General features: G+C 57.8%; 16 protein-coding genes. 6 read left to right on the top strand and 10 right to left on the bottom strand.

The window, feature by feature from the left end:
• Window positions 1-215 precede the first annotated feature (215 nt).
• From J5N58_RS20095 to J5N58_RS20070, 6 genes are all read right to left on the bottom strand, one after another.
• Window positions 216-638, bottom strand: coding sequence for a low affinity iron permease family protein (locus J5N58_RS20095; RefSeq protein WP_244712539.1), 423 nt, complete (start codon window positions 636-638; stop codon window positions 216-218).
• Window positions 639-1,289: 651 nt separating this feature from the next.
• Window positions 1,290-1,991, bottom strand: coding sequence for a DUF6030 family protein (locus tag J5N58_RS20090; RefSeq protein ID WP_113467472.1), 702 nt, complete (start codon window positions 1,989-1,991; stop codon window positions 1,290-1,292).
• A gap of 85 nt (window positions 1,992-2,076) precedes the next feature.
• Window positions 2,077-2,877 carry a metallophosphoesterase family protein gene (locus J5N58_RS20085; RefSeq protein ID WP_112830008.1) on the bottom strand — a complete coding sequence of 267 codons (801 nt, stop codon included), beginning with the start codon at window positions 2,875-2,877 and terminating at the stop codon, window positions 2,077-2,079.
• Window positions 2,878-3,239: 362 nt separating this feature from the next.
• Entirely contained in the window at window positions 3,240-3,722 is a 483-nt protein-coding gene (locus tag J5N58_RS20080) for a glycosyltransferase (RefSeq protein ID WP_112830007.1), read from the bottom strand.
• Complete coding sequence (locus tag J5N58_RS20075) at window positions 3,719-4,213, bottom strand: glycosyltransferase family protein (protein WP_244712537.1); 495 nt, start codon at window positions 4,211-4,213, stop codon at window positions 3,719-3,721. The genes J5N58_RS20080 and J5N58_RS20075 overlap by 4 nt, the downstream gene beginning before the upstream one ends.
• A gap of 367 nt (window positions 4,214-4,580) precedes the next feature.
• Complete coding sequence (locus J5N58_RS20070; protein ID WP_244712535.1) at window positions 4,581-5,093, bottom strand: hypothetical protein; 513 nt, start codon at window positions 5,091-5,093, stop codon at window positions 4,581-4,583.
• Between the two features lie 13 nt (window positions 5,094-5,106).
• Between J5N58_RS20070 and J5N58_RS20065 the strand changes: the two genes are divergently transcribed.
• Window positions 5,107-6,558, top strand: a complete 1,452-nt coding sequence (locus J5N58_RS20065; protein WP_244712525.1) for an O-antigen ligase family protein — start codon at window positions 5,107-5,109, stop codon at window positions 6,556-6,558.
• Here J5N58_RS20065 and J5N58_RS20060 read toward each other — a convergent pair.
• The 3 genes from J5N58_RS20060 to J5N58_RS20050 form a co-directional block, all read right to left on the bottom strand.
• Window positions 6,536-6,733 carry a KTSC domain-containing protein gene (locus tag J5N58_RS20060; protein WP_162708287.1) on the bottom strand — a complete coding sequence of 66 codons (198 nt, stop codon included), beginning with the start codon at window positions 6,731-6,733 and terminating at the stop codon, window positions 6,536-6,538. The two genes, J5N58_RS20065 and J5N58_RS20060, sit on opposite strands and share 23 nt — an antisense overlap.
• Before the next feature lie 207 nt (window positions 6,734-6,940).
• Entirely contained in the window at window positions 6,941-7,822 is an 882-nt protein-coding gene (locus J5N58_RS20055; RefSeq protein ID WP_244712523.1) for an alginate lyase family protein, read from the bottom strand.
• Between the two features lie 496 nt (window positions 7,823-8,318).
• Complete coding sequence (locus J5N58_RS20050) at window positions 8,319-8,927, bottom strand: transglutaminase-like cysteine peptidase (RefSeq protein WP_112830003.1); 609 nt, start codon at window positions 8,925-8,927, stop codon at window positions 8,319-8,321.
• Between the two features lie 382 nt (window positions 8,928-9,309).
• On the opposite strand from J5N58_RS20050, the gene J5N58_RS20045 reads away from it, so the two are divergent.
• The 4 genes from J5N58_RS20045 (at window position 9,310) to J5N58_RS20030 (ending at window position 14,193) form a co-directional block, all read left to right on the top strand.
• Window positions 9,310-10,392, top strand: coding sequence for a polysaccharide biosynthesis/export family protein (locus J5N58_RS20045; protein ID WP_244712521.1), 1,083 nt, complete (start codon window positions 9,310-9,312; stop codon window positions 10,390-10,392).
• 103 nt (window positions 10,393-10,495) lie between these two features.
• On the top strand, window positions 10,496-11,179 hold the full coding sequence (locus J5N58_RS20040) for a hypothetical protein (RefSeq protein WP_162708285.1): 684 nt from the start codon (window positions 10,496-10,498) through the stop codon (window positions 11,177-11,179).
• A 43-nt stretch (window positions 11,180-11,222) separates the two neighbouring features.
• Complete coding sequence (locus J5N58_RS20035) at window positions 11,223-13,508, top strand: polysaccharide biosynthesis tyrosine autokinase (protein WP_112830024.1); 2,286 nt, start codon at window positions 11,223-11,225, stop codon at window positions 13,506-13,508.
• Window positions 13,509-13,566: 58 nt separating this feature from the next.
• Entirely contained in the window at window positions 13,567-14,193 is a 627-nt protein-coding gene (locus J5N58_RS20030; protein ID WP_112830000.1) for a hypothetical protein, read from the top strand.
• A 147-nt stretch (window positions 14,194-14,340) separates the two neighbouring features.
• Here the strand turns inward: J5N58_RS20030 and J5N58_RS20025 are convergent, their stop codons facing one another.
• Window positions 14,341-14,853: a thermonuclease family protein gene (locus J5N58_RS20025; protein ID WP_244712518.1), complete on the bottom strand. Its 513-nt coding sequence runs from the start codon at window positions 14,851-14,853 to the stop codon at window positions 14,341-14,343.
• Between the two features lie 1,092 nt (window positions 14,854-15,945).
• On the opposite strand from J5N58_RS20025, the gene J5N58_RS20020 reads away from it, so the two are divergent.
• The gene (locus tag J5N58_RS20020) at window positions 15,946-17,541 is read left to right on the top strand and encodes an ABC transporter substrate-binding protein (RefSeq protein ID WP_113467476.1); all 1,596 of its coding nucleotides are present in this window, start codon (window positions 15,946-15,948) and stop codon (window positions 17,539-17,541) included.
• Window positions 17,542-17,672: the final 131 nt, after the last annotated feature.

The raw sequence follows: 17,672 nt of genomic DNA, 5'->3' as shown, positions 1-17,672 counted from the left end.
GCCGCAGGTTCAAATCCTGCCCCCGCAACCAATAATCCCTGTGATCCCAAGAGCCCCCACCGCGGGGCCTTTTGCGTTCCTGAACGCCATACACACTCTGAACGACGGGGATCATCTACATCCGGGCCTTCGATGGCTTCGGCGGTCTCCCCAAACGACAAATGCTTCGCTTTTACGCGCATGTCATCGGAGACCGATGCATGGCGTTCTCTTATTCACTCCGGTAGAGCATCGTCCGCGTCGCCGAGCTTCCCGTCTGCTTTCTCCTTCAGGGTATCGGCCTGTTCTTCCAGCCGCCCGATCAGTCTTCTGAGTTCCTTGTCGTCGAGATTCTCTATTCCGACAAAGGAATTCTTCGCATGGCTGCTCAGGATGAGTTCGTCGAGTTTGGCTTGCAATGCTCGTCCATCTCGGTTCTGCGAATTTTGAAGAACGAAGACCATCAGGAAGGTTATGATGGTGGTCGCGGTGTTGACGATGAGCTGCCAGGTTTCCGAATAGTCGAAGATTGGCCCGCTGATTGCCCACACGACGATAAGAGCCGCGGCGGTGGTAAACACGATCGGCTTGCCGGTCCATTCGGCGATGACGCCGGCAAAACTCTCGAAGATCCCTTGCTTGTTCCTTCTTTTTGACATCGCCCAATCTCCGGCTTGAACCATTGTTGAACGCAGGAGCGGTCGGAAAGGTCCCGCGTGCGCGGATGCCCGATCAGGGAGGAGGCTCAGTATCGCTTTCTCATTCCTCGAAAACGGGGACTTCCTCCCGTATCTCCTCTGAAGTACCCAATCCTTTCGTTCTTGAAACGGCTTAGCCATCCGCCGGGCGTTTTCATGAGCCCGAGCTTACTTCAAAAATGGATTATTTGAATGCTGCGCGGTCAACGGCAAATGCTTGCTATCTTCACGGCTCGATCGTTCCGATCCGCTTGTGACACGAGAAATGAAGAGGTGCTGCTTTGTGACTTTCTGGAGGCTTCGATGGCCGCGCTGGCAGGCGCCAACCTCGTGTCGAGCCGGTTCCTCCAGGGAAAGGAATGCCTATGGGCAATAGGAATTCCTTCCCCGAAGAGTAGCGGCAGCCGCCTCGTGGCAACAGACCAGCGATTTCAGCCAGCCTGCAAGCCCGCAGCGACGTCTTCGTCCTACCGTCCACCAGAAAGAGCGTTTACCGATTCGACCCGGCAGCCGAGCAAAACGGTCAGCTAATCGATGTGTGGAGGGGACGCCGCCGAGATCGAATGGCCGTTCCATAGGGATCGACGGCGCAGCGAGGAAGGTAAGGGGAAGCTATCCGGCCGTGGTGATCAGCAGGTTGTAACGTCGGCTATCCATCATTTCCTGCTTCAGGATGACCCTGTCCAATCCGTACATGATGTATTTTTCCCGCCCGGCTCCCATGACATTCTCGATCTCCGCCAGATCGGCGGTATCGACCTCCGGCCGGACATGCCGGACGAGCTGCATGGATTGATTGAACATTTCACCGAGATGGGAAGGGTCCAAGAGGTTGTACTTGATCCTTATGAAGCTGACCCGCCGCCCCGCCCCCCTGATCTGCAGGAAGATCGAGTTCGACGTGTCCGCAAAGGCGGTGGTTGCCGTGCATTCCCAGGCACCCCCGCTCGCCGGTGTAAAGACGGGATCGGCAGAGGGGCTGATCGATTTCAGGCCGAGGCAGGTTTCTTCGGGAGTGCGGTCAGGTGCCATCGGTAAAATGCGCACCGCATCAGAGGCCGCAAACGAGCGGGCGAGGATGGCCGGTCGGGCGGAAGAGCTCTTCGCCCGGCCTGTTTTCACAACGGTCGTCTCCTGCCTTGGGGCAAGATCGATGTTCAGCATGGCGGCGATCCTCATGAGGTTGCGTCCGCCATTGGCGAGCAGGACGGTTGCCGTAACTGGAATCGTGAAGACAAGGAAGAAAACCAGGAACGGTGTCCAGGCCGGTTTCCGTGGTTTGCTCGGGCTATGCGCCAATGGTTCAGGCGTCATTCTGGGAACCGCTCGATTGTCTGCCGGCCAAACTCCGGTCGGGCGATGCATGACCTTGCCCAAGGCGCATGCCGTGAGCCTTGTTTCATGACGGATGGAGCAGGGAGGGCACGCCCTCCGCAATCTTAAGCACCGAAAGCTTACCAGAAAGATACGCCCCTGTGTCGATGCCAATGCGCGAAGGTCCGAAATCCGGTTCCGAAACGGGAGAGTGACCGTGGATGACGGTGAGCGGCAACTGCGGTCCGGTGGCGAGGAAAGGCTCGCGGATCCAGAGCATGTCCTCGTCGGTCTGCTCTTGCAGGGGAACGCCCGGGCGAACCCCTGCATGTACGAAGAGATAAGGGCCGACACGCAGGCTGATGGGCAAAATCTCGATCAGGGACAAATGCCGTGCGGGAATAGCCTGCGAGAGGACACGGGCCACCTCTTCCGGCCGGCCCCGGCCCCGCGTCAGCAACTCGTCGATATCGATGCCGTAGGAAAGCATTGTCTGGCGGCCGCCGAAGTCTAGCCAGTCCAGATGGTTCATCGGATCCCTGGCGAAGGCGGCGAAGATCGAATCGTGATTGCCGCACAGCGGCAGCCTGCGCATCCGCTTGTCTTGATTGGGGCCGCTCAGATGATTGAGAACGCCGGCGGATTGTGGCCCCCGGTCGACGTAATCGCCGAGATAGATGACGAGACCCGGCGTTTCACTTGCGAGTATGTCCTCGCGAATGCGCTCTTCCGCGGAAAGAAGTTCGTCGAGGCAGCCATGCACGTCCCCTATCGCATAAAGCGTGTAGGGCGGTAGGGCCTCGCCGAGGTCGATGCGCCGACGGCGGATGGCTGGCGCTTCCTCCTTCGGCGGAGTTCCGAAGAGTGATCTCCAGATACTAAGCATTCACTCAGAAATCCCTGTTTGACCGAACCCTGCGACGCGTCCCGTTAAATCCGGCATATCGCAGTGGAACCTCCTGCACCGCGGAGATGGCAATTCCGCGGACATGGAAACGAAGCGAGCCGATTCCGCCGTCGTAAGGTCGAAGACGCGAAAGGAAAGCTCTGACAGAGGATGCAGGCTTCGGCAACCCGGCACGGCGCAGGAAGATGCGTGCATCGGCCGTCGTGTGGAAAGGCCATCCGGTAAATGCGCAATGAATCGAACCGGAAACAGACCGACCTCGGCTTTTCGCGAGGATCGGTCCGGTCGCGTCAGCCTCGAGATCTTGGCGTCATCATGCCGTATGCTCTGTGTAGGAAGGGTCAGGCGAGCATCTCGAGAATCGAGTTGCGCACGTAACCGCGCAGTCTCTCCGCGCTTGCGGCAACGTCATCGGATGGCTTGGCCGGATCGAGCTTCCGGTTGAGGAGGCTTTCGAGTTCCTGCTTGTTTTCGGCCACGTAGATGCCCTCGCGCCGGCGAAGCTGGGAAACGGTCGCAAGTTGATGATCGTTGCGATGTTCGCCCAGGGACGATAGCCGCGGCATCAGCACGATCGGCTTGGCATATTTGTAGGCTTTCAGCACCGTGCCGATCCCGGCATGGGAAACGATGACCGAGCAAGCCTTCAGCCTGCTGTCGAAATCCGACGCCTCGACCGTCGAACTCCACTCCATGTTTTTCGGAACATAGGTGCCGACTCCGGTCTGGGCGAAGACATCGTGCTCGAGTGAAGGCGCGAGCTCATCGATCATGCGGATCAGCCGGTCGAAGGGAAGTTGGGTGCCGACGGTGACGACGATCATAGCAGCGCTCCATGATAGCTCGGACCTGTCGTATCGCTCAGATGCTCCCATTGCGTCAGCCATTTGTCGGAAAGATAGCGGGCTATTTTCCCGGACATGGATAGCTTTTCAACATTCGCGAAACTGTCGATCCAAATCGTCTTGGCACCGATGAGCTTGCCGAAGGCAATGCAGATGATTCCCGGGGCCGCGCCGGTGGAAATGATTACCTTGGGACGACGGGAAAAGACGATGCGCGCGCATTGGCTGATACAGGTGAGGGTAAGGAGTGGACGATTGCGGTTGCAATCGGCAACCACATGACCGTCAATTTTTCCCGCCTGCTTGAGCAGTTCTGCCTTTGTGGTCACGAAGACCGGCGACATGTCTTCGAAGGCTTCCGATACGAGCAGCAATTGCTGCCAGTGACCTCCGCTGGATGCGACCGCAAGAATGGTGTTCTTCATGCTCGTAACCCATGATTGGTTGATGTTGAAATCCCGGAAGGACACACTTGGCATCCTGCAAGGAGCCGGCGTGCAAAAACCCGCATGACAGGATGACGACCGGGGTGCACAGATAGGCGAGCGACGCTCTGGATGGAGATACGCGATAAGCCCTCCGAAACTGTTGCTCGAATCAATCGCAAAAGATCGGCCTTTTTGGGGTTATTGAAATCGGTGCGATCATTCATCGGGAAACCCACCGCGTCGCGGAAAACCGCAGCCGACCAGCCTTTCGCGCTGAACGGCTTGGGCCCCGCGGCGTTTTGCGGTTGCGGCATGTCGATGGTAACCCTCATCGTCCACTCTTTACAAAGCGAGTTACTCTCACGGCGCGTGAAGCGACCGTTTACCGTCAGGCTTTCCGAATTTTATACTAACTTTTGTTTCTCATGGATTGGGGCTTGTCAATATGTTGCGTTGCAATATCATCTTTCATGTGAGTGCCGAAATCAGGATGTCGATAAGGTAATTTATTGATTTTACTGATTTTTATTGGATGTGATGCCGAATTGGCCGTTGCGTGAATGCTCACGATAATAGTGTTGCAATCCCAAAAAAGGACGTTGGCGCAGGTTGTGTCCGGACTATATTTGCTGCGTCGCAGTTGATCGGGGGCTGTGCGAAAAAGAGGCAGGCGCGGCATGGAAACGGTGCGGAGTTTCCTCAGGGGTGCCATGCGAAAGGCGGTCACAATGCACCGCTTCGAGATGGGAGAAGATGTCGGGTTTTTGTTTGGCAGAACCGGCTGAATAATGGAATGCGGCGGATATATTCGGGGCGAGTGAATGCGAACAAGTGAAAGACGTCTTGCTGCGGAACCGGATAGGAAAACGGTATCGAGATCGCGGTTCACGTTTTTCCTGACAGGCGTTTTCTGGTTCAGCATCGCTGTCTGCCTCTTGAACTATGGCGCCAACGATCCGATTACCGTCGCCATGGGGACGGGGCTCGTTTATATCCTTCTTCTCTTGACGGCGATCTCGGCCGGTATTTCCGAAAATGCCCGTTTGCCGTTGTCGATCTGCCTTCTCGTGCTCCTGGCAATTCTAGCGTGGGTGTTGTTTCAGATCGCGCCATTGCCGGAAGGTTGGCCGATCCATCCCGCCTGGCTCGAAGTCCGCAAGTTGAACCCGGAGATATCAGGAAGTATCTCGGTGACGCCTGGCGACGATCTCGGCGCCTATCTCAAAATTGCTCTGCCGTTCGGGGCCTTCATGCTGTCGCTGCTCCTCTTTGGAACGGATCGGCTCGCCGAACGTGCATTGAGGCTCTATGGCATCGTTGGAGGTGTCGTCGCAATCTTTTCGATCATCCAGTTCGTCTTCTGGCCGAAGACACTGCTCTTTGTCGAAAAGGCCGCTTATCTGGACAGCCTTACCGGCTTCTTCGTCAATCGTAATACCGCCGCCACGTTCTTCGGGATCGTCTCCCTTCTGTTGTTTGCTCTGTTGTGGCGCTCGACCAAGGACGTGCAATTCCGGCGTCTCTTCGCTGCCCTTCTTCAACCCGGGCAACAGTGGCACAAAGGCAGCGTATCAGGATGGTCGAACCTGATCTATGCCCTGCTGTTTGTGATGACCCTCCTCGCATTGGTCATGACCAAGTCGCGTGCGGGCGTTGGCGCGACCTTTGTCAGCCTATCCTTGCTGGGTATTCTGTTGGGGGCGACCCGCTACAGCCGCATGGGTACAGCAGGATTTACCCGTCGACCGGAAGGACGGTTGCTGAGGCGTCTGTGGCTCTTTGCTGGCCTGCCTTTGGTGTTTCTGGCCATTCTTGGGGTGATCGGCGGAAATGTTGTGTTGCGCGCCGATGTTCGCGGCGCGGAGGATCCGCGATTCTGCGCTCTGCCAGGGATCGCCGCGAGCGTGAGGGATCATTTCCCATGGGGGGGCGGTCTTGCCTCCTTCCAGGAGATATTTCCCGCCTATCGCAATCCTTCATGCGGTGTGTTCGGTGTTTGGGACAAGGCACACAATGTCTATCTTGAAGGCACGCTTGGCCTCGGAATCATGTTTCCGATCGCTTTGGTCATTGTCGTTGCAAGTCTGGTTTATATATTCGTTCGAGGAATCCGCGAGCGTCGCGAATACAGGTTTGCGGGATGTCTTGGACTGGCGACGCTACTGCTCGTCGCCCTGCATTCTGCGGTGGATTTTTCGCTGCAGATTCCGGGCTTTGCCCTGGCGTTTTCTCTGATGCTCGCGCCGCTTGTGACCATATCTCTCGGCAAATCCCAGAGCACAGTTCCGCATTCCGCGTCCTCGCGTCGCGGGATGCGACGAAAGCGGAGTGCGTCCGGCGCTGCAAATCCGCCCGTTGCGGAACCTAGCCTTTTGCGAGGGGGCTGATGTGGCGCGTGTAATACCAGCCGGGTGAGTCGGCGTTGATCAGATTCTCGTACATGGAACGCGGAGCGACCAGAGACTTTGTTTCGCCGGTGCGAAGTTGAATATAAAGCAGGTGAGACCGGTCGTCATAAGACGCCGAAGCAATGAGGCGTGACTTGACTTCTGTCTTTTCCATCGACACTCCCATTTCGCCAAAAAAAGGGGTTCGTTTTCGCTAGGGTGCAAAGCACCCCCGGCTTTCCTCCAGAAGCAGCATCAGTCTCCATGGTTTACGATAGGTTGTCAATTGTCGGCGGCACCCTGCTCGTGCCTTACCTTCATGAAACTATTGAAGATACGATTCCACCCGAAAAGCGGGCGATTGGCTTTTCGGTAGGCTGCGTTATTTCGCTCCCGCAAGCCCTATCATATAGTTGTTCTTGCTCCAGTCGAAAGCAGACGCTGTGGTGCGCAATTGCGTCGTCAAGCCAGGGTCGCTAACGGAAAAATGTTGGCTGAGGGGCAGCATCCATTCCGACATCGCCCTTTCCTTCATCTGCTCCATTCCTGTCCGTTTCGCGATCAGTTCCGGCTGCTCGAAAGCGGCGACCGAAAATCGCGCGGTGGCCGCAAGACGTTGTTCAGACACATCGGAGAGCGCCCGGTTGTTCTTATCGGCCAGCACCACCAGGATTGTCAGCGCCTTCATGGCGAAGCTCTGGTAGCTGAGAGCCCTGCCGCCGCGCGCGAGTTCCATTGGAAAGCTGCCGTCGGTGTCGCTTTCCGCAAGGCCGGTCTGCAGGACGTTCATGGCCCAGTCGAATTTGCGTTCATCCTGCGTAAGCGCTGCCGCAAGCCCGACAGCCGAAGCTCCCCAATACCGGGTATTGGCATTTCGATCGAGCCATTGGTCTTTCTTGGGGCGAGGCGGGGAAGGGGGCGTAAATTCGGAGACGATCGCGTCGCCGAGTTGATCGAGCCAGCCTTCTACCAGCTTCCGCTGGTCTGTTGTCGGTGCACCCAGCTGGAAAGCGACCGCATAGGCATCGGTGAAGGTCTTCATATTGAATACTGTAATCAGGATTGCCTGTCTGCGCCCCTTTGGATCGTTGTCGTCGAGATTGCCGAGCAGCGCATGCGCTTTGGCCCAAACCGCAAGTTGGCGCATAATGCAGGGACCGATTCGCCCACGGTCGCCAGGGGAATTTATGGCACGCCGGATCATGAGTTTTAGAGACGCCGCGGCATCGTCGATCGGTTTGTTGCGTTTGACATAGGCCGCCATCGCTTCCTTATCGACGACGGACTGGGTCGGTCCGGGCTTGTAGAAGGTACCGATATTCGACATGTCCACCATCGGCGGAACAGGTTTGCTGCAGACGAAGGGTTCGTCGTACCGTTCGGACGTGGGAGGAATTTCAGAAAGCACGAGCGGATAGCGTAAGTCGCCGGCATGGGAAGGGATAGCCGTCGACCAGAGGGACAGCCCGATCGCGCATGCCGCAAACCTCCGCAGGAACCTGCCAAACTTCGAAGAGGCTGTTTTCACTCGATTCGCCCTTTTGCTTGACGTGGAAAGACCTTGGACTTCCGGATCGTTTCGTCGGCAGCATAGTGTCGAAACGAGACATTATCTTGTCAAGCAATGAAGAGAGCGCCTCTTTGCTGCATATCAGGAAGGACGCCGATGACCCGCGTTTTCCGCGTCCTCTTGTTCGTTGGCCCGCTCATGAGGGCTCCAGCCCGATCCTGCCCAGAATTGGACGAGGCTCCGAAAGCGGTCACTTACGACCGATATCGTACCACTGGCGCGGGTTTTCACCCGACTGGATCTTGAGCAGACGCAAGTCGGTTTTGCGCCATTCCTTGATGGTGTTGGTCCGATTGTCGAGGATGAGATCGCCATCCGACGTCGCAACCGCAAGCACGGCATGGCCTTCGCCGTCGAAGGTTCGTGCAACCACGAGGCGCAATGCCTGGGCCGGCCAACCGGCGTCAATGAGGTGGCGACGCTTGGTCAGGGCGAAATCTTCGCAGTCCCCGGCCGCTCCCCCGATTTTCCATTCGTCGTTGCCGGCCTCGTCGCTCTGCGGTCGTATCGACCGGTTTGTCACCCGATTGATGCGCTGCAACTCCAGTTTCTTGGCGGGGGTGAGGTCAACGATATCGTTTCCCCGATTTCCGGCCTGACAATCGTCAGGATTCTGCACGCAGAAACGGACATGGGCGTAGGGCGCCAGCGTCGGTCGGCTGACAGCTATAAGCTGTATTGCCCGGTTTCGACCCAAGTCTTTCGTCAGGCCGCCGAGTGGAACTGCGTAAGAGTAAGATGCAAAACCGGCAGAAATTATCACTGCGAGTCCGACGGACAGCGCTTTGCTATAAAACATGTTCTTCCCCGTCTCTTTTACACTTGTTCAGTGCCCTTCATTGGGGAGACATTACAGAAATTGAATTTAATCCGGCTTAAGTCGATTGATGGCATTTTACGTTTTTTGCAGTTCCTAAGTGGACTCAATGCTGCACTGCGTATAAAGTCCCACCCAAATGGGGTACTGTGAGCATCCGCACCGTTCGGCGCTGCGGTGCAACGGTAATGTTTTCGCATTGCAGACGCGAAAAATGCATGTTTCTTGAGTGAGGGGATTGAACTTGAAGCTTTTCGCCGCCGGCCTGCTTTTGTCTACGTCAGTTGTTGCTCTTACAGGATGTACGGCCACGTCAAGCTCTGGTCCAACTGGCCGGGCAGTGGAAGAAAAGGCAACGGTCAAGGTGACCGATGCATCGTCCAAGCGGTCTGTCGGTATCGACTACGCCTTGGTGGATATAAATAAGGCTCTGCTTGCCTATGCTTCCGATACGACGACGGAAGCGGGTTTGGGTAGCCTTGGCAATTCGCGAGGTGGTCCGCCGAGCCTTCCGCTCGGAGCGGGCGACATCGTTCAGGTCGCAGTCTTCGAATCCCAGGCGGGCGGCCTCTTCATTCCTGCGGATGCGGGCAGCCGTCCCGGTAACTATGTAACCTTGCCCGAACAGACCATCGGGCGCGATGGCACGATCAGCGTACCTTATGCCGGCCGTGTCCGCGCTGCCGGTCGTCAGGTCGAGGATGTTCAGGCGGAAGTCGAGGACTTGCTGTCCAGCAAGGCGATCGAGCCGCAGGTCGTGATTACCAAGGTCAGCAGCAAGTCGGCTCAGGTGGCCGTTTTGGGTGATGTCAACGACCCGATGAAGGTTCAGCTTACTGATGCGGGCGAGCGTGTTCTCGATGCGATCTCCGAGGCCGGCGGTCTGAGTACGCCGAATGCGGAAACCTACGTCACCGTGCAGCGCCGCGGTCGTACCGCCCGCATACGTTTCGACAAACTTCTCGCGAACCCGGCCGAAAACATCTACGTCGCGCCCGGCGACACCATTATTGCCGAGCGCGAGCGCCGGACCTTCCTGGCCTTCGGTGCGACCGGCACGAACGGCAGGTTCGATTTCGAGGAAGAGAACCTGACGCTCGGCGAAGGCCTGGGCAAGGCGGGCGGCCTATTGGATTCCCGCGCGAATCCGGCACAGGTCCTGCTTTATCGTCAGGCGCCTCGCAAGCTGCTCGTCAATCTTGGTGTTGACGTTTCAAGATTCAAGGGTGACGAGATCCCGGTTGTCTTCAGGGCGGATCTGCGTGATCCGGCGGCGCTCTTCGCCGTCCAGAAGTTCCCGATGCAGGACAAGGACGTTCTCTACATCTCGAACTCCGACTCGGTTGAAATCATCAAGTTCCTCAACCTTGTCAATTCGATCTCCTCGACAGCTTCCGGCGTAAGTTCGGACGTAGTTTCGACAAGAGACGCGATTGAAGACCTCTAAGATGACAAAATTGCAGGATTAACTGAAAAAGAGTTTTGCTGTTGCTCGATGATGTTCCTGAAATATAAGAACAGCGCGAGCAAAAATAAGGAGCAAAGACGTGATGGACATGAAGACTGGCAAGTTTCTACTTTTCGCATTGGCGGGTGCCTGTGCAGTTCCCGTCACTGCTGGTGTCTCCTTCGCACAAGAGGCGTCGCAGCCGGCACCCCTTGGGGTCAGGCAGGGAGGTCCCTTGTCTCAGGCCGAAGTTCAGGCCTTCCTGAACGCGCCGCAATCCCTGCTGGTCGACACGATTTCGCCGGCCTCGCTGTCGCTGCAGGTTCGCGGTCTCGCGATTTCCAGTGAGGAAACGCTCGCGCCGCTGCTGGCACTGGTGTCCTCGGCCAACAACGAACAGATCGGCAGCATTGCCGCCGGTCTTGCGCGGGCTGTCCGCGTTTTGAGCGCGAGTACCGATCCGACTGACCTCGCCTATGCGGCGCGCATCCAGGAGGAGGCCGCAAAGGTCACGAATACGATTTTCCAGGCGGCGTTCGCCGGTGCGACCGGTGAAGTCGAGACTGCGGCGCTTGGAGCGGGGGCTGCGGGTGGTGACGACGGTGGCGCGGGAGCTCTGGGAGGCACTGGCGGTGGCGCAGGTGGCACCGGCGGTGGCACGGGTGCAGCCGCAACGCCGACATCGCAGGCGGGCGGGACATCGTTCTCGGGCGCATCCGGTGGCTTTTTTGCAAGTTCGGGAGGGGGCGGAACCACGACGACCGTCGTGAGCCCGAGCGGACTTTAAGTAATTCCGTCCAACAACTGGTCGAGGCGAGATCGTGCAGCTTTTGAACCGTGAACTATACGGTGAGTCAGTCGTCAACGGATCTCCGCGAGAGCATGATTCGGAAGTTATCGATGTCGAGGCCGTGTTTTCCATCGTGCGGCGACAATGGATTGTCGTCGCAGCCTGCATGGCGGCCGGGCTTCTTTTGGGCATCGTTTATCTGCTTTCGGCAGTGCCGCTCTATACCTCCCAGGTCAGCGTACTGATCGACCGCAACAACAAGCAGTTTGCCGATCAGCTCACCCTGGGCGGCGGCGTTATGGACGATGAGGGTTCCGTTCTCAGCCAGGTCGAGCTTCTGAAGTCACAGACCATTGCCCTTTCGGTGGTCGACAAGCTGAAGCTGGTCGACGACCCGCAGTTCAACGCGTCGTTCAAGTCTTTGTATAAGACGCTGTACCGGACGGTGGTCGGTATCGTGAACGTGTCCGAGTGGTTCTCTTCCGATGAGAAAGGCGCGGATGTCGATCTGGAACAGCGCAAGCTCGATGCCGCAGCCGGCGTCCGAAGCAATATAGCCGTGACACGCGTCGGCAGATCCTATGTGCTGACCGTCGAATATGTTTCGCCTTTCCCGGATCTTTCCGCCAGGGTCGCCAATGCAATCGGCGAGGCCTATCTCGAAGACAGCCTGAACTCAAAGTACGACGCAACGCGGCGGGCAAGCAACTGGCTTCTCGAGCGTATCGCGGAGCTTCGCCAGCAGGCCCTTGATACAGACCTTGCGGTCCAGAAATTCAAGAGTGCCAACGGCCTCGTGACGGCAGGCAATCAGCTGGTTTCCGATCAACAGCTCGCCGAGCTGAACAGCGCTCTGATTGTTGCACAGTCGGATGTCGCCAAGTCCCAGGCAAAGCTTCAGCGTATTGAGGAGATCATCGCCTCGGGCCAGACCGACGCCATCGTGACCGATGTGCTGGACAGCAGCATTTCCAACGAATTGCGGACGAAATACCTCAATGCCTCCAAGCTCGAGGCGCAGATTTCCGCCAAGCTCGGACCTCGCCACGTCCAGGCCGTCAGGCTGCGGGCGGAAATGGAGGAATACAAGCGGCTGATGTTTGATGAGCTCAATCGTATCGCGCAGAGTTATCGAAGCGAGGTTGAAGTTGCTCAGGCCCGCGAGAAGACCCTGGCGGCGAGTGTGGCTGACGCCACGGGGGTCAGTGCGAGCGCGAACGAAACCATGGTTCAGTTGCGCGAACTCGAGCGCGAAGCCGAGACCTATCGCAATCTCTATCAGACATTCCTGCAGCGCTACCAGGAAGCCGTACAGCAGCAGTCGTTCCCGCTGACGGATGCCCGAATCATCACGCGTGCTGCGGTTGCCACCCGACCGAGCCATCCGAAAAAGATCGTGGTGCTGGCAGGTTTTCTGGCTCTGGGCCTTTTTGCAGGCGCCAGTATCGGTGCCGTCAGGGAGTTCAGGGATCGCTTCTTCCGGGTTGGCGATCAGATTCGCTCGACGCTTGGTCTGGAATTCCTGGGTACCGCGCCGCTGATGGCGAACGACGACAACTCCCGCTACCTGTCCGAGCCGGGCAACGATCCGCGGGCGGTGGCGAAGTTCGGTCCGATTTACGACTATGTCGTGGATCATCCGCTGTCTTCCTTTGCGGAGACCCTTCGCAACAGCAAGATCGCCGTCGATCTGGCCTGCGCTGCAAAGAAGACGAAAGTCATCGGCATCGTTTCGACGCTGCCGGGCGAAGGCAAGTCCACGATTGCCGTCAATTTCGCCGAGCTTCTCGCGGCTCAGGGAGCGAGAACCACACTGATCGATGCCGACTTGCGTAACCCGGGCGCAACCCGGGCTCTCGCGCAGCATGCACAGAGCGGCATTCTCGAGGCTATCCTCGGCAGTCAGGATCTCGACCGTCTTTGCCTGGTGAATCCGCGAACCGGATTGCGGTTCCTGCCTGCCGTCATCAAGCAGCGTGTGCCGCATTCATCGGAGCTTCTGAATTCTCCCGGCATGAAGGCCATTCTTTCGCGGCTTTCGGAGAGCAACGATTACATCATCGTGGATCTGCCGCCGCTCGCGCCGGTCGTCGATGCACGCGCCTTCGCAGGCATGGTCGATGCATTCCTTCTGGTGGTGGAATGGGGCAAGGTCAGCAGGCGCCTTGTCCGCCAGTCCGTGGAAGCCGATAGCTACCTGTTCAACAAGTGCGTGGGCGTCATCCTCAACAAGGTCGACCAGGGCAAGCAGAAGCTCTATCAGAAATACGGTTCCTCGGAGTATTACTACCGCTCGTACTCTAAGTATTACAATGAGAATATATAGGCGTCTCCGGATAAACGACGCCATAGGCCTTCTTCTGATTTGTGTAGCCCTGGCGGTGATGCTTATCGCATTCATGAACTTGCGCCAGCGGCTTTACTTCACGGAAATCGGCCGCGTTGCGGGTCGCGTCGAAAGCGGAATTCCGGTCGGCGAAGACCGTATTTCACGCGCCGGGAACACCGCGGATGCCGTGGGCGGGCAGGGCGTGTGCCTGTCTGATGTCGTAAAGTCGGGTTTGACCGTTGAACTGAGACGGCTCGATGGGATCGACCAGATAAGGGACTTTCCGCAATGGGTGGAAATCGCAAACCGCACGGATGCATATCTGCTGCACGCTGTGTCATGTCTTCCGACCAATGGCAATTTCTGGCTGCGGATGGCCATGGTGCGGCAGGCCATCGCCGAAGTTCCGACCTCGCTTGAACATTTCATGCGGTTGTCGCAGCTTTATGCGCCCGCGGAAGCGGATGTCCTGCGTGCCCGTCTTCTGTTGCTCGGCCGTCTTTCCCCCATCGGTCTTTCGGCGCTTGCCCCAATCTGGAAGGCCGACGTGAAGGTGGCTTGCAGCCAACGCTTTTCCTGGAGTGTCAAAGGTCTCCCGCCCGCGCGACCGGAAGTCCGCTCCTACCTCGCCGAAATCGCTGGCGATGCAGATGGTTCCAGGCTTCCCTGGTGCCGGCCATAAAGCGGCACGCTGGCCGGTTCGAGTATCCAGCAAGAACGTAAATCGGGTTTGCCTTAGGAATAGCGCAAAATCAAACAGATAGAATATCGAAGTGGTCCCGCTTTCCTGGGGTGGCGCTTCCAGAAGGCCGCCGCGGTGAGCGCGTGATTAGCCGGCCGCTTCGAGCTGGGGAAGAAGGTTTCGGAGGTCGCTTCCGTCAACCACGCATTCCACCTCACGGGTGGCCGCCTCCGGCCTGACGACGCGACATTCCACATGCGGGCTGCGCAGGGCATTGTCGAGGGCCTTGAATGCTTTGAGGCCACAGGCTTGCCGCAAGCCTTCGCCGGTTACGCAGATCCTGCCTCGCTCCACCGGCGTCACACCCGCGAGCCGGAAATCCGATCCGTCATAACGGAATGTGCTGTTATCGATTACATGGAGCCGTCGCGTCGCCTGGAGTTTCAGCGGATAGGGGTCGGTCGCCGGTGCGATGCGCTCATATGTTTGGGCCGACCGATCGATACGGACCGGAACTTGCGTCCAGACCACTTCGGAACGTATGTCGAGCCGACGGTTCGACGATGTCTCTTGCGCCCATCCGGAAGAGAGGGCAATTCCCGCAGTCACCAGCAGGATCGCTGCTGCGAGTCTGGCAAGGAGATCAAGCAAGGCAAGCATTGTAATATCCCGATGACGATAATGGCATCGATACAATGCGGCCGGTTCATACGCGGTTCCGAAGATCGCTCTAATTTAAGTGATCCGGCACATTACACGACGGCGTTGGCTGCGCGCGAATACAGCCATTCTTGGCCCAATCGAACTGAAGCATTTCCCGTATTGTCGGTTACTTGCGATGACAGTCCGCGACAAGGCAAGGATAAGGGACCCGCAAGCAAGCCGGCGGCCTTAGATGGACCCTGACCGCAAAGGAAGCGCTCAGTCGCTTTCCCGGCGGTGAGATGACTCCGTCTTACTCGCAATCCTCGGACCAGGTTCGCTGCTCGCCCCGGAACGTACAGGGGCTGTTGCCCTGTCTTGTATTCTGGCGGTAGTAATCCCGTCTTGCCCGCTGGGAATCCTTGCCTGCGCAACGGTCGGGCATGCGCTGGCAATCGATATAGTTCTTGTCGCTGACGCGCGGATTACGCGGTTCAGCGGCTTGTGTCGGAACCGCCGCAGAAACGACGAGAGCGGTTGAAAGAACAAGCGCTAAAAGTTTCATCGGCTCCCCCTGACATTCCTGTTCTTCTTTATATGGGAGGTCAACGCGGCATTTCCATGATGTTTCTTGTTCCCCGCCGGTCGGTTCTTCATGGAAGATATCCCCTTCGAAACGGCTGGGAGGGGGTGCCTGAGCGATCGTGTCGCTTACGGAGCGGAGGAAGATCTAAAAAAGCGCGCGCTGAAGAGCTGCGCGGATATCGCCGGTCATCAAATTTCCCACGAAATTAATGGAATTTGGACGATATGAAACGTTTAAGAAAACTGCGCGATGACGGAAATTTGGCCAAGATGGAGCAAAACTGCGGCAGAATCTCTCTTTACATCGTTTTTTTTACCGATAAGAAAAAGGCCAGAGCGCCTGCCGGGCGCGACTGGTCTGCGAAGAACAGTTGTCAAATCGCGACCAGGTCCGGCCCGGCGAGGCTTTCGCCTTCGTGGGCGTTTCCACGAACAGAACGGCGCTGCGCAGATATTGGGGTGCGTTGCGTCAGACAGAAACCGGTGGAACCGGCGCGGCCGGATTTCGCCAATGGGAGAACATCAATGAAATTGAAGATTGGCTTTGCTGCGGCTCTGCTCGCGGCCACATTCCTTTCTACCGCCGCCAGCGCCAAGACCTTCGTGTACTGCTCCGAAGGCTCGCCGGAAGGCTTCGACCCGGGTCTCTACACCGCCGGCACGACCTTTGATGCCTCGGCTCATCCGGTCTACAGCCGTCTGCTCGAATTCGAGCCGGGCACGACCAATCCGGTTGCCGGCCTCGCAGAAAGCTGGACCGTTTCCGAGGACGGCAAGGAATACCTCTTCAAGCTGCGTCCTGGCGTGAAGTTCCAGACCACCGATTTCTTCACTCCGACCCGCGAACTGAACGCTGACGACGTCGTTTTCTCGATCGAGCGCCAGATCAAGGCTGACCATCCTTGGCACCAGTACGTCCCGGGCACGTCCTGGGAATATGCTGCCGGCATGGGCTTCCCGGAACTCATCAAGTCCGTCGAGAAGGTCGATGACCTCACGGTCAAGTTCGTCCTCAACCGTGCTGAAGCTCCGTTCCTCGCCAACGTCGCCATGCCGTTCGCTTCGATCATGTCGAAGGAATATGCCGACAAGCTCGACGCCGAAGGCAAGAAGGAACAGTTGAACCAGATGCCGGTCGGCACTGGCCCGTTCATCTTCGTCGGCTACCAGCAGGATGCCGTCATCCGCTACAAGAAGAACGCCGACTACTGGGGCGGCGCTCCGAAGATCGACGATCTCGTCTTCGCAATCACCACCGACGCTGCCGTTCGCTATCAGAAGCTGAAGGCCGGTGAATGCCACCTGATGCCGTTCCCGAACGCTGCCGACGTTGAATCCATGAAGGCCGATCCGAACCTAAAGGTCATGGAACAGGAAGGCCTGAACGTTGCCTACCTCGCCTACAACACCACGCAGTCGCCCTTCGACAAGGTCGAAGTCCGCAAGGCGCTGAACAAGGCGATCAACAAGAAGGCAATCGTCGACGCCGTGTTCCAGGGCATGGCCACCCCGGCGAAGAACCCGATCCCGCCGACAATGTGGTCCTATAACGACAAGATCGAAGACGACACCTACGACCTCGATGCAGCCAAGAAGATGCTTGAGGAAGCCGGCGTCAAGGATCTGTCGATGAAGATCTGGGCCATGCCGGTGTCGCGTCCCTACATGCTGAACGCCCGCCGCGCGGCCGAAATCATGCAGGACGACTTCGCCAAGATCGGCGTCAAGGTCGAGATCGTCTCTTATGAATGGGCTGAATATCTCGACCGTTCCAAGGCCAAGGATCGCGATGGCGCGGCCATGCTCGGCTGGACCGGCGACAATGGTGACCCGGACAACTTCCTCGACACCCTGCTCGGCTGCGAAGCCGTCGGCGGCAATAACCGCGCCCAGTGGTGCAACCCGGAGTTCGACGCCCTCGTGAAGAAGGCCAAGGTCACCTCGGACAAGGCTGAGCGCACCAAGCTCTACGAAGAGGCTCAGGTCATCTTCAAGCGCGAAGCGCCGTGGGCAACGCTTGACCACTCCCTGTCCGTCGTTCCGATGCGCAAGGATGTCTCCGGCTTCGTCCAGAGCCCGCTCGGCGACTTCACCTTCGAAAACGTCGACATCGCCGAGTAATCGTCAGGATTGAACGGATCACCGCGGAAGCCACGCGCTTCCGCGGTGATTGCATGACAGCCCGGCGGTTGTTACCGTCGAGCCGGAGCTTCCGGAACGCAGTTGCTGCTTCCCGAGCAAGATCGGCCAGA

Origin of the sequence: Paenirhizobium cremeum (assembly GCF_022884085.1) — a bacterium.
GTDB classification, from domain to species: Bacteria; Pseudomonadota; Alphaproteobacteria; order Rhizobiales; family Rhizobiaceae; genus Allorhizobium; species Allorhizobium cremeum.
The sequence above is the reverse complement of the archived record's forward strand: the minus strand, read 5'-3'. Positions and strand labels throughout refer to the sequence as shown.

Bases quoted from the DNA above. Each gene is read 5' to 3' on its own strand.
- J5N58_RS20055 (WP_244712523.1), bottom strand. From the start codon at position 7,822: ATGGCGGCCTATGTCAAACGCAACAAACCGATCGACGATGCCGCGGCG.
- J5N58_RS20060 (WP_162708287.1), bottom strand. From the start codon at position 6,733: ATGGAAAAGACAGAAGTCAAGTCACGCCTCATTGCTTCGGCGTCTTAT.
- J5N58_RS20080 (WP_112830007.1), bottom strand. From the start codon at position 3,722: ATGATCGTCGTCACCGTCGGCACCCAACTTCCCTTCGACCGGCTGATC.
- J5N58_RS20070 (WP_244712535.1), bottom strand. From the start codon at position 5,093: ATGCTGAACCAGAAAACGCCTGTCAGGAAAAACGTGAACCGCGATCTC.
- J5N58_RS20095 (WP_244712539.1), bottom strand. From the start codon at position 638: ATGTCAAAAAGAAGGAACAAGCAAGGGATCTTCGAGAGTTTTGCCGGC.
- J5N58_RS20090 (WP_113467472.1), bottom strand. From the start codon at position 1,991: ATGACGCCTGAACCATTGGCGCATAGCCCGAGCAAACCACGGAAACCG.
- J5N58_RS20040 (WP_162708285.1), top strand. From the start codon at position 10,496: ATGGACATGAAGACTGGCAAGTTTCTACTTTTCGCATTGGCGGGTGCC.
- J5N58_RS20020 (WP_113467476.1), top strand. From the start codon at position 15,946: ATGAAATTGAAGATTGGCTTTGCTGCGGCTCTGCTCGCGGCCACATTC.
- J5N58_RS20085 (WP_112830008.1), bottom strand. From the start codon at position 2,877: ATGCTTAGTATCTGGAGATCACTCTTCGGAACTCCGCCGAAGGAGGAA.
- J5N58_RS20050 (WP_112830003.1), bottom strand. From the start codon at position 8,927: ATGTTTTATAGCAAAGCGCTGTCCGTCGGACTCGCAGTGATAATTTCT.
- J5N58_RS20025 (WP_244712518.1), bottom strand. From the start codon at position 14,853: ATGCTTGCCTTGCTTGATCTCCTTGCCAGACTCGCAGCAGCGATCCTG.
- J5N58_RS20030 (WP_112830000.1), top strand. From the start codon at position 13,567: ATGCTTATCGCATTCATGAACTTGCGCCAGCGGCTTTACTTCACGGAA.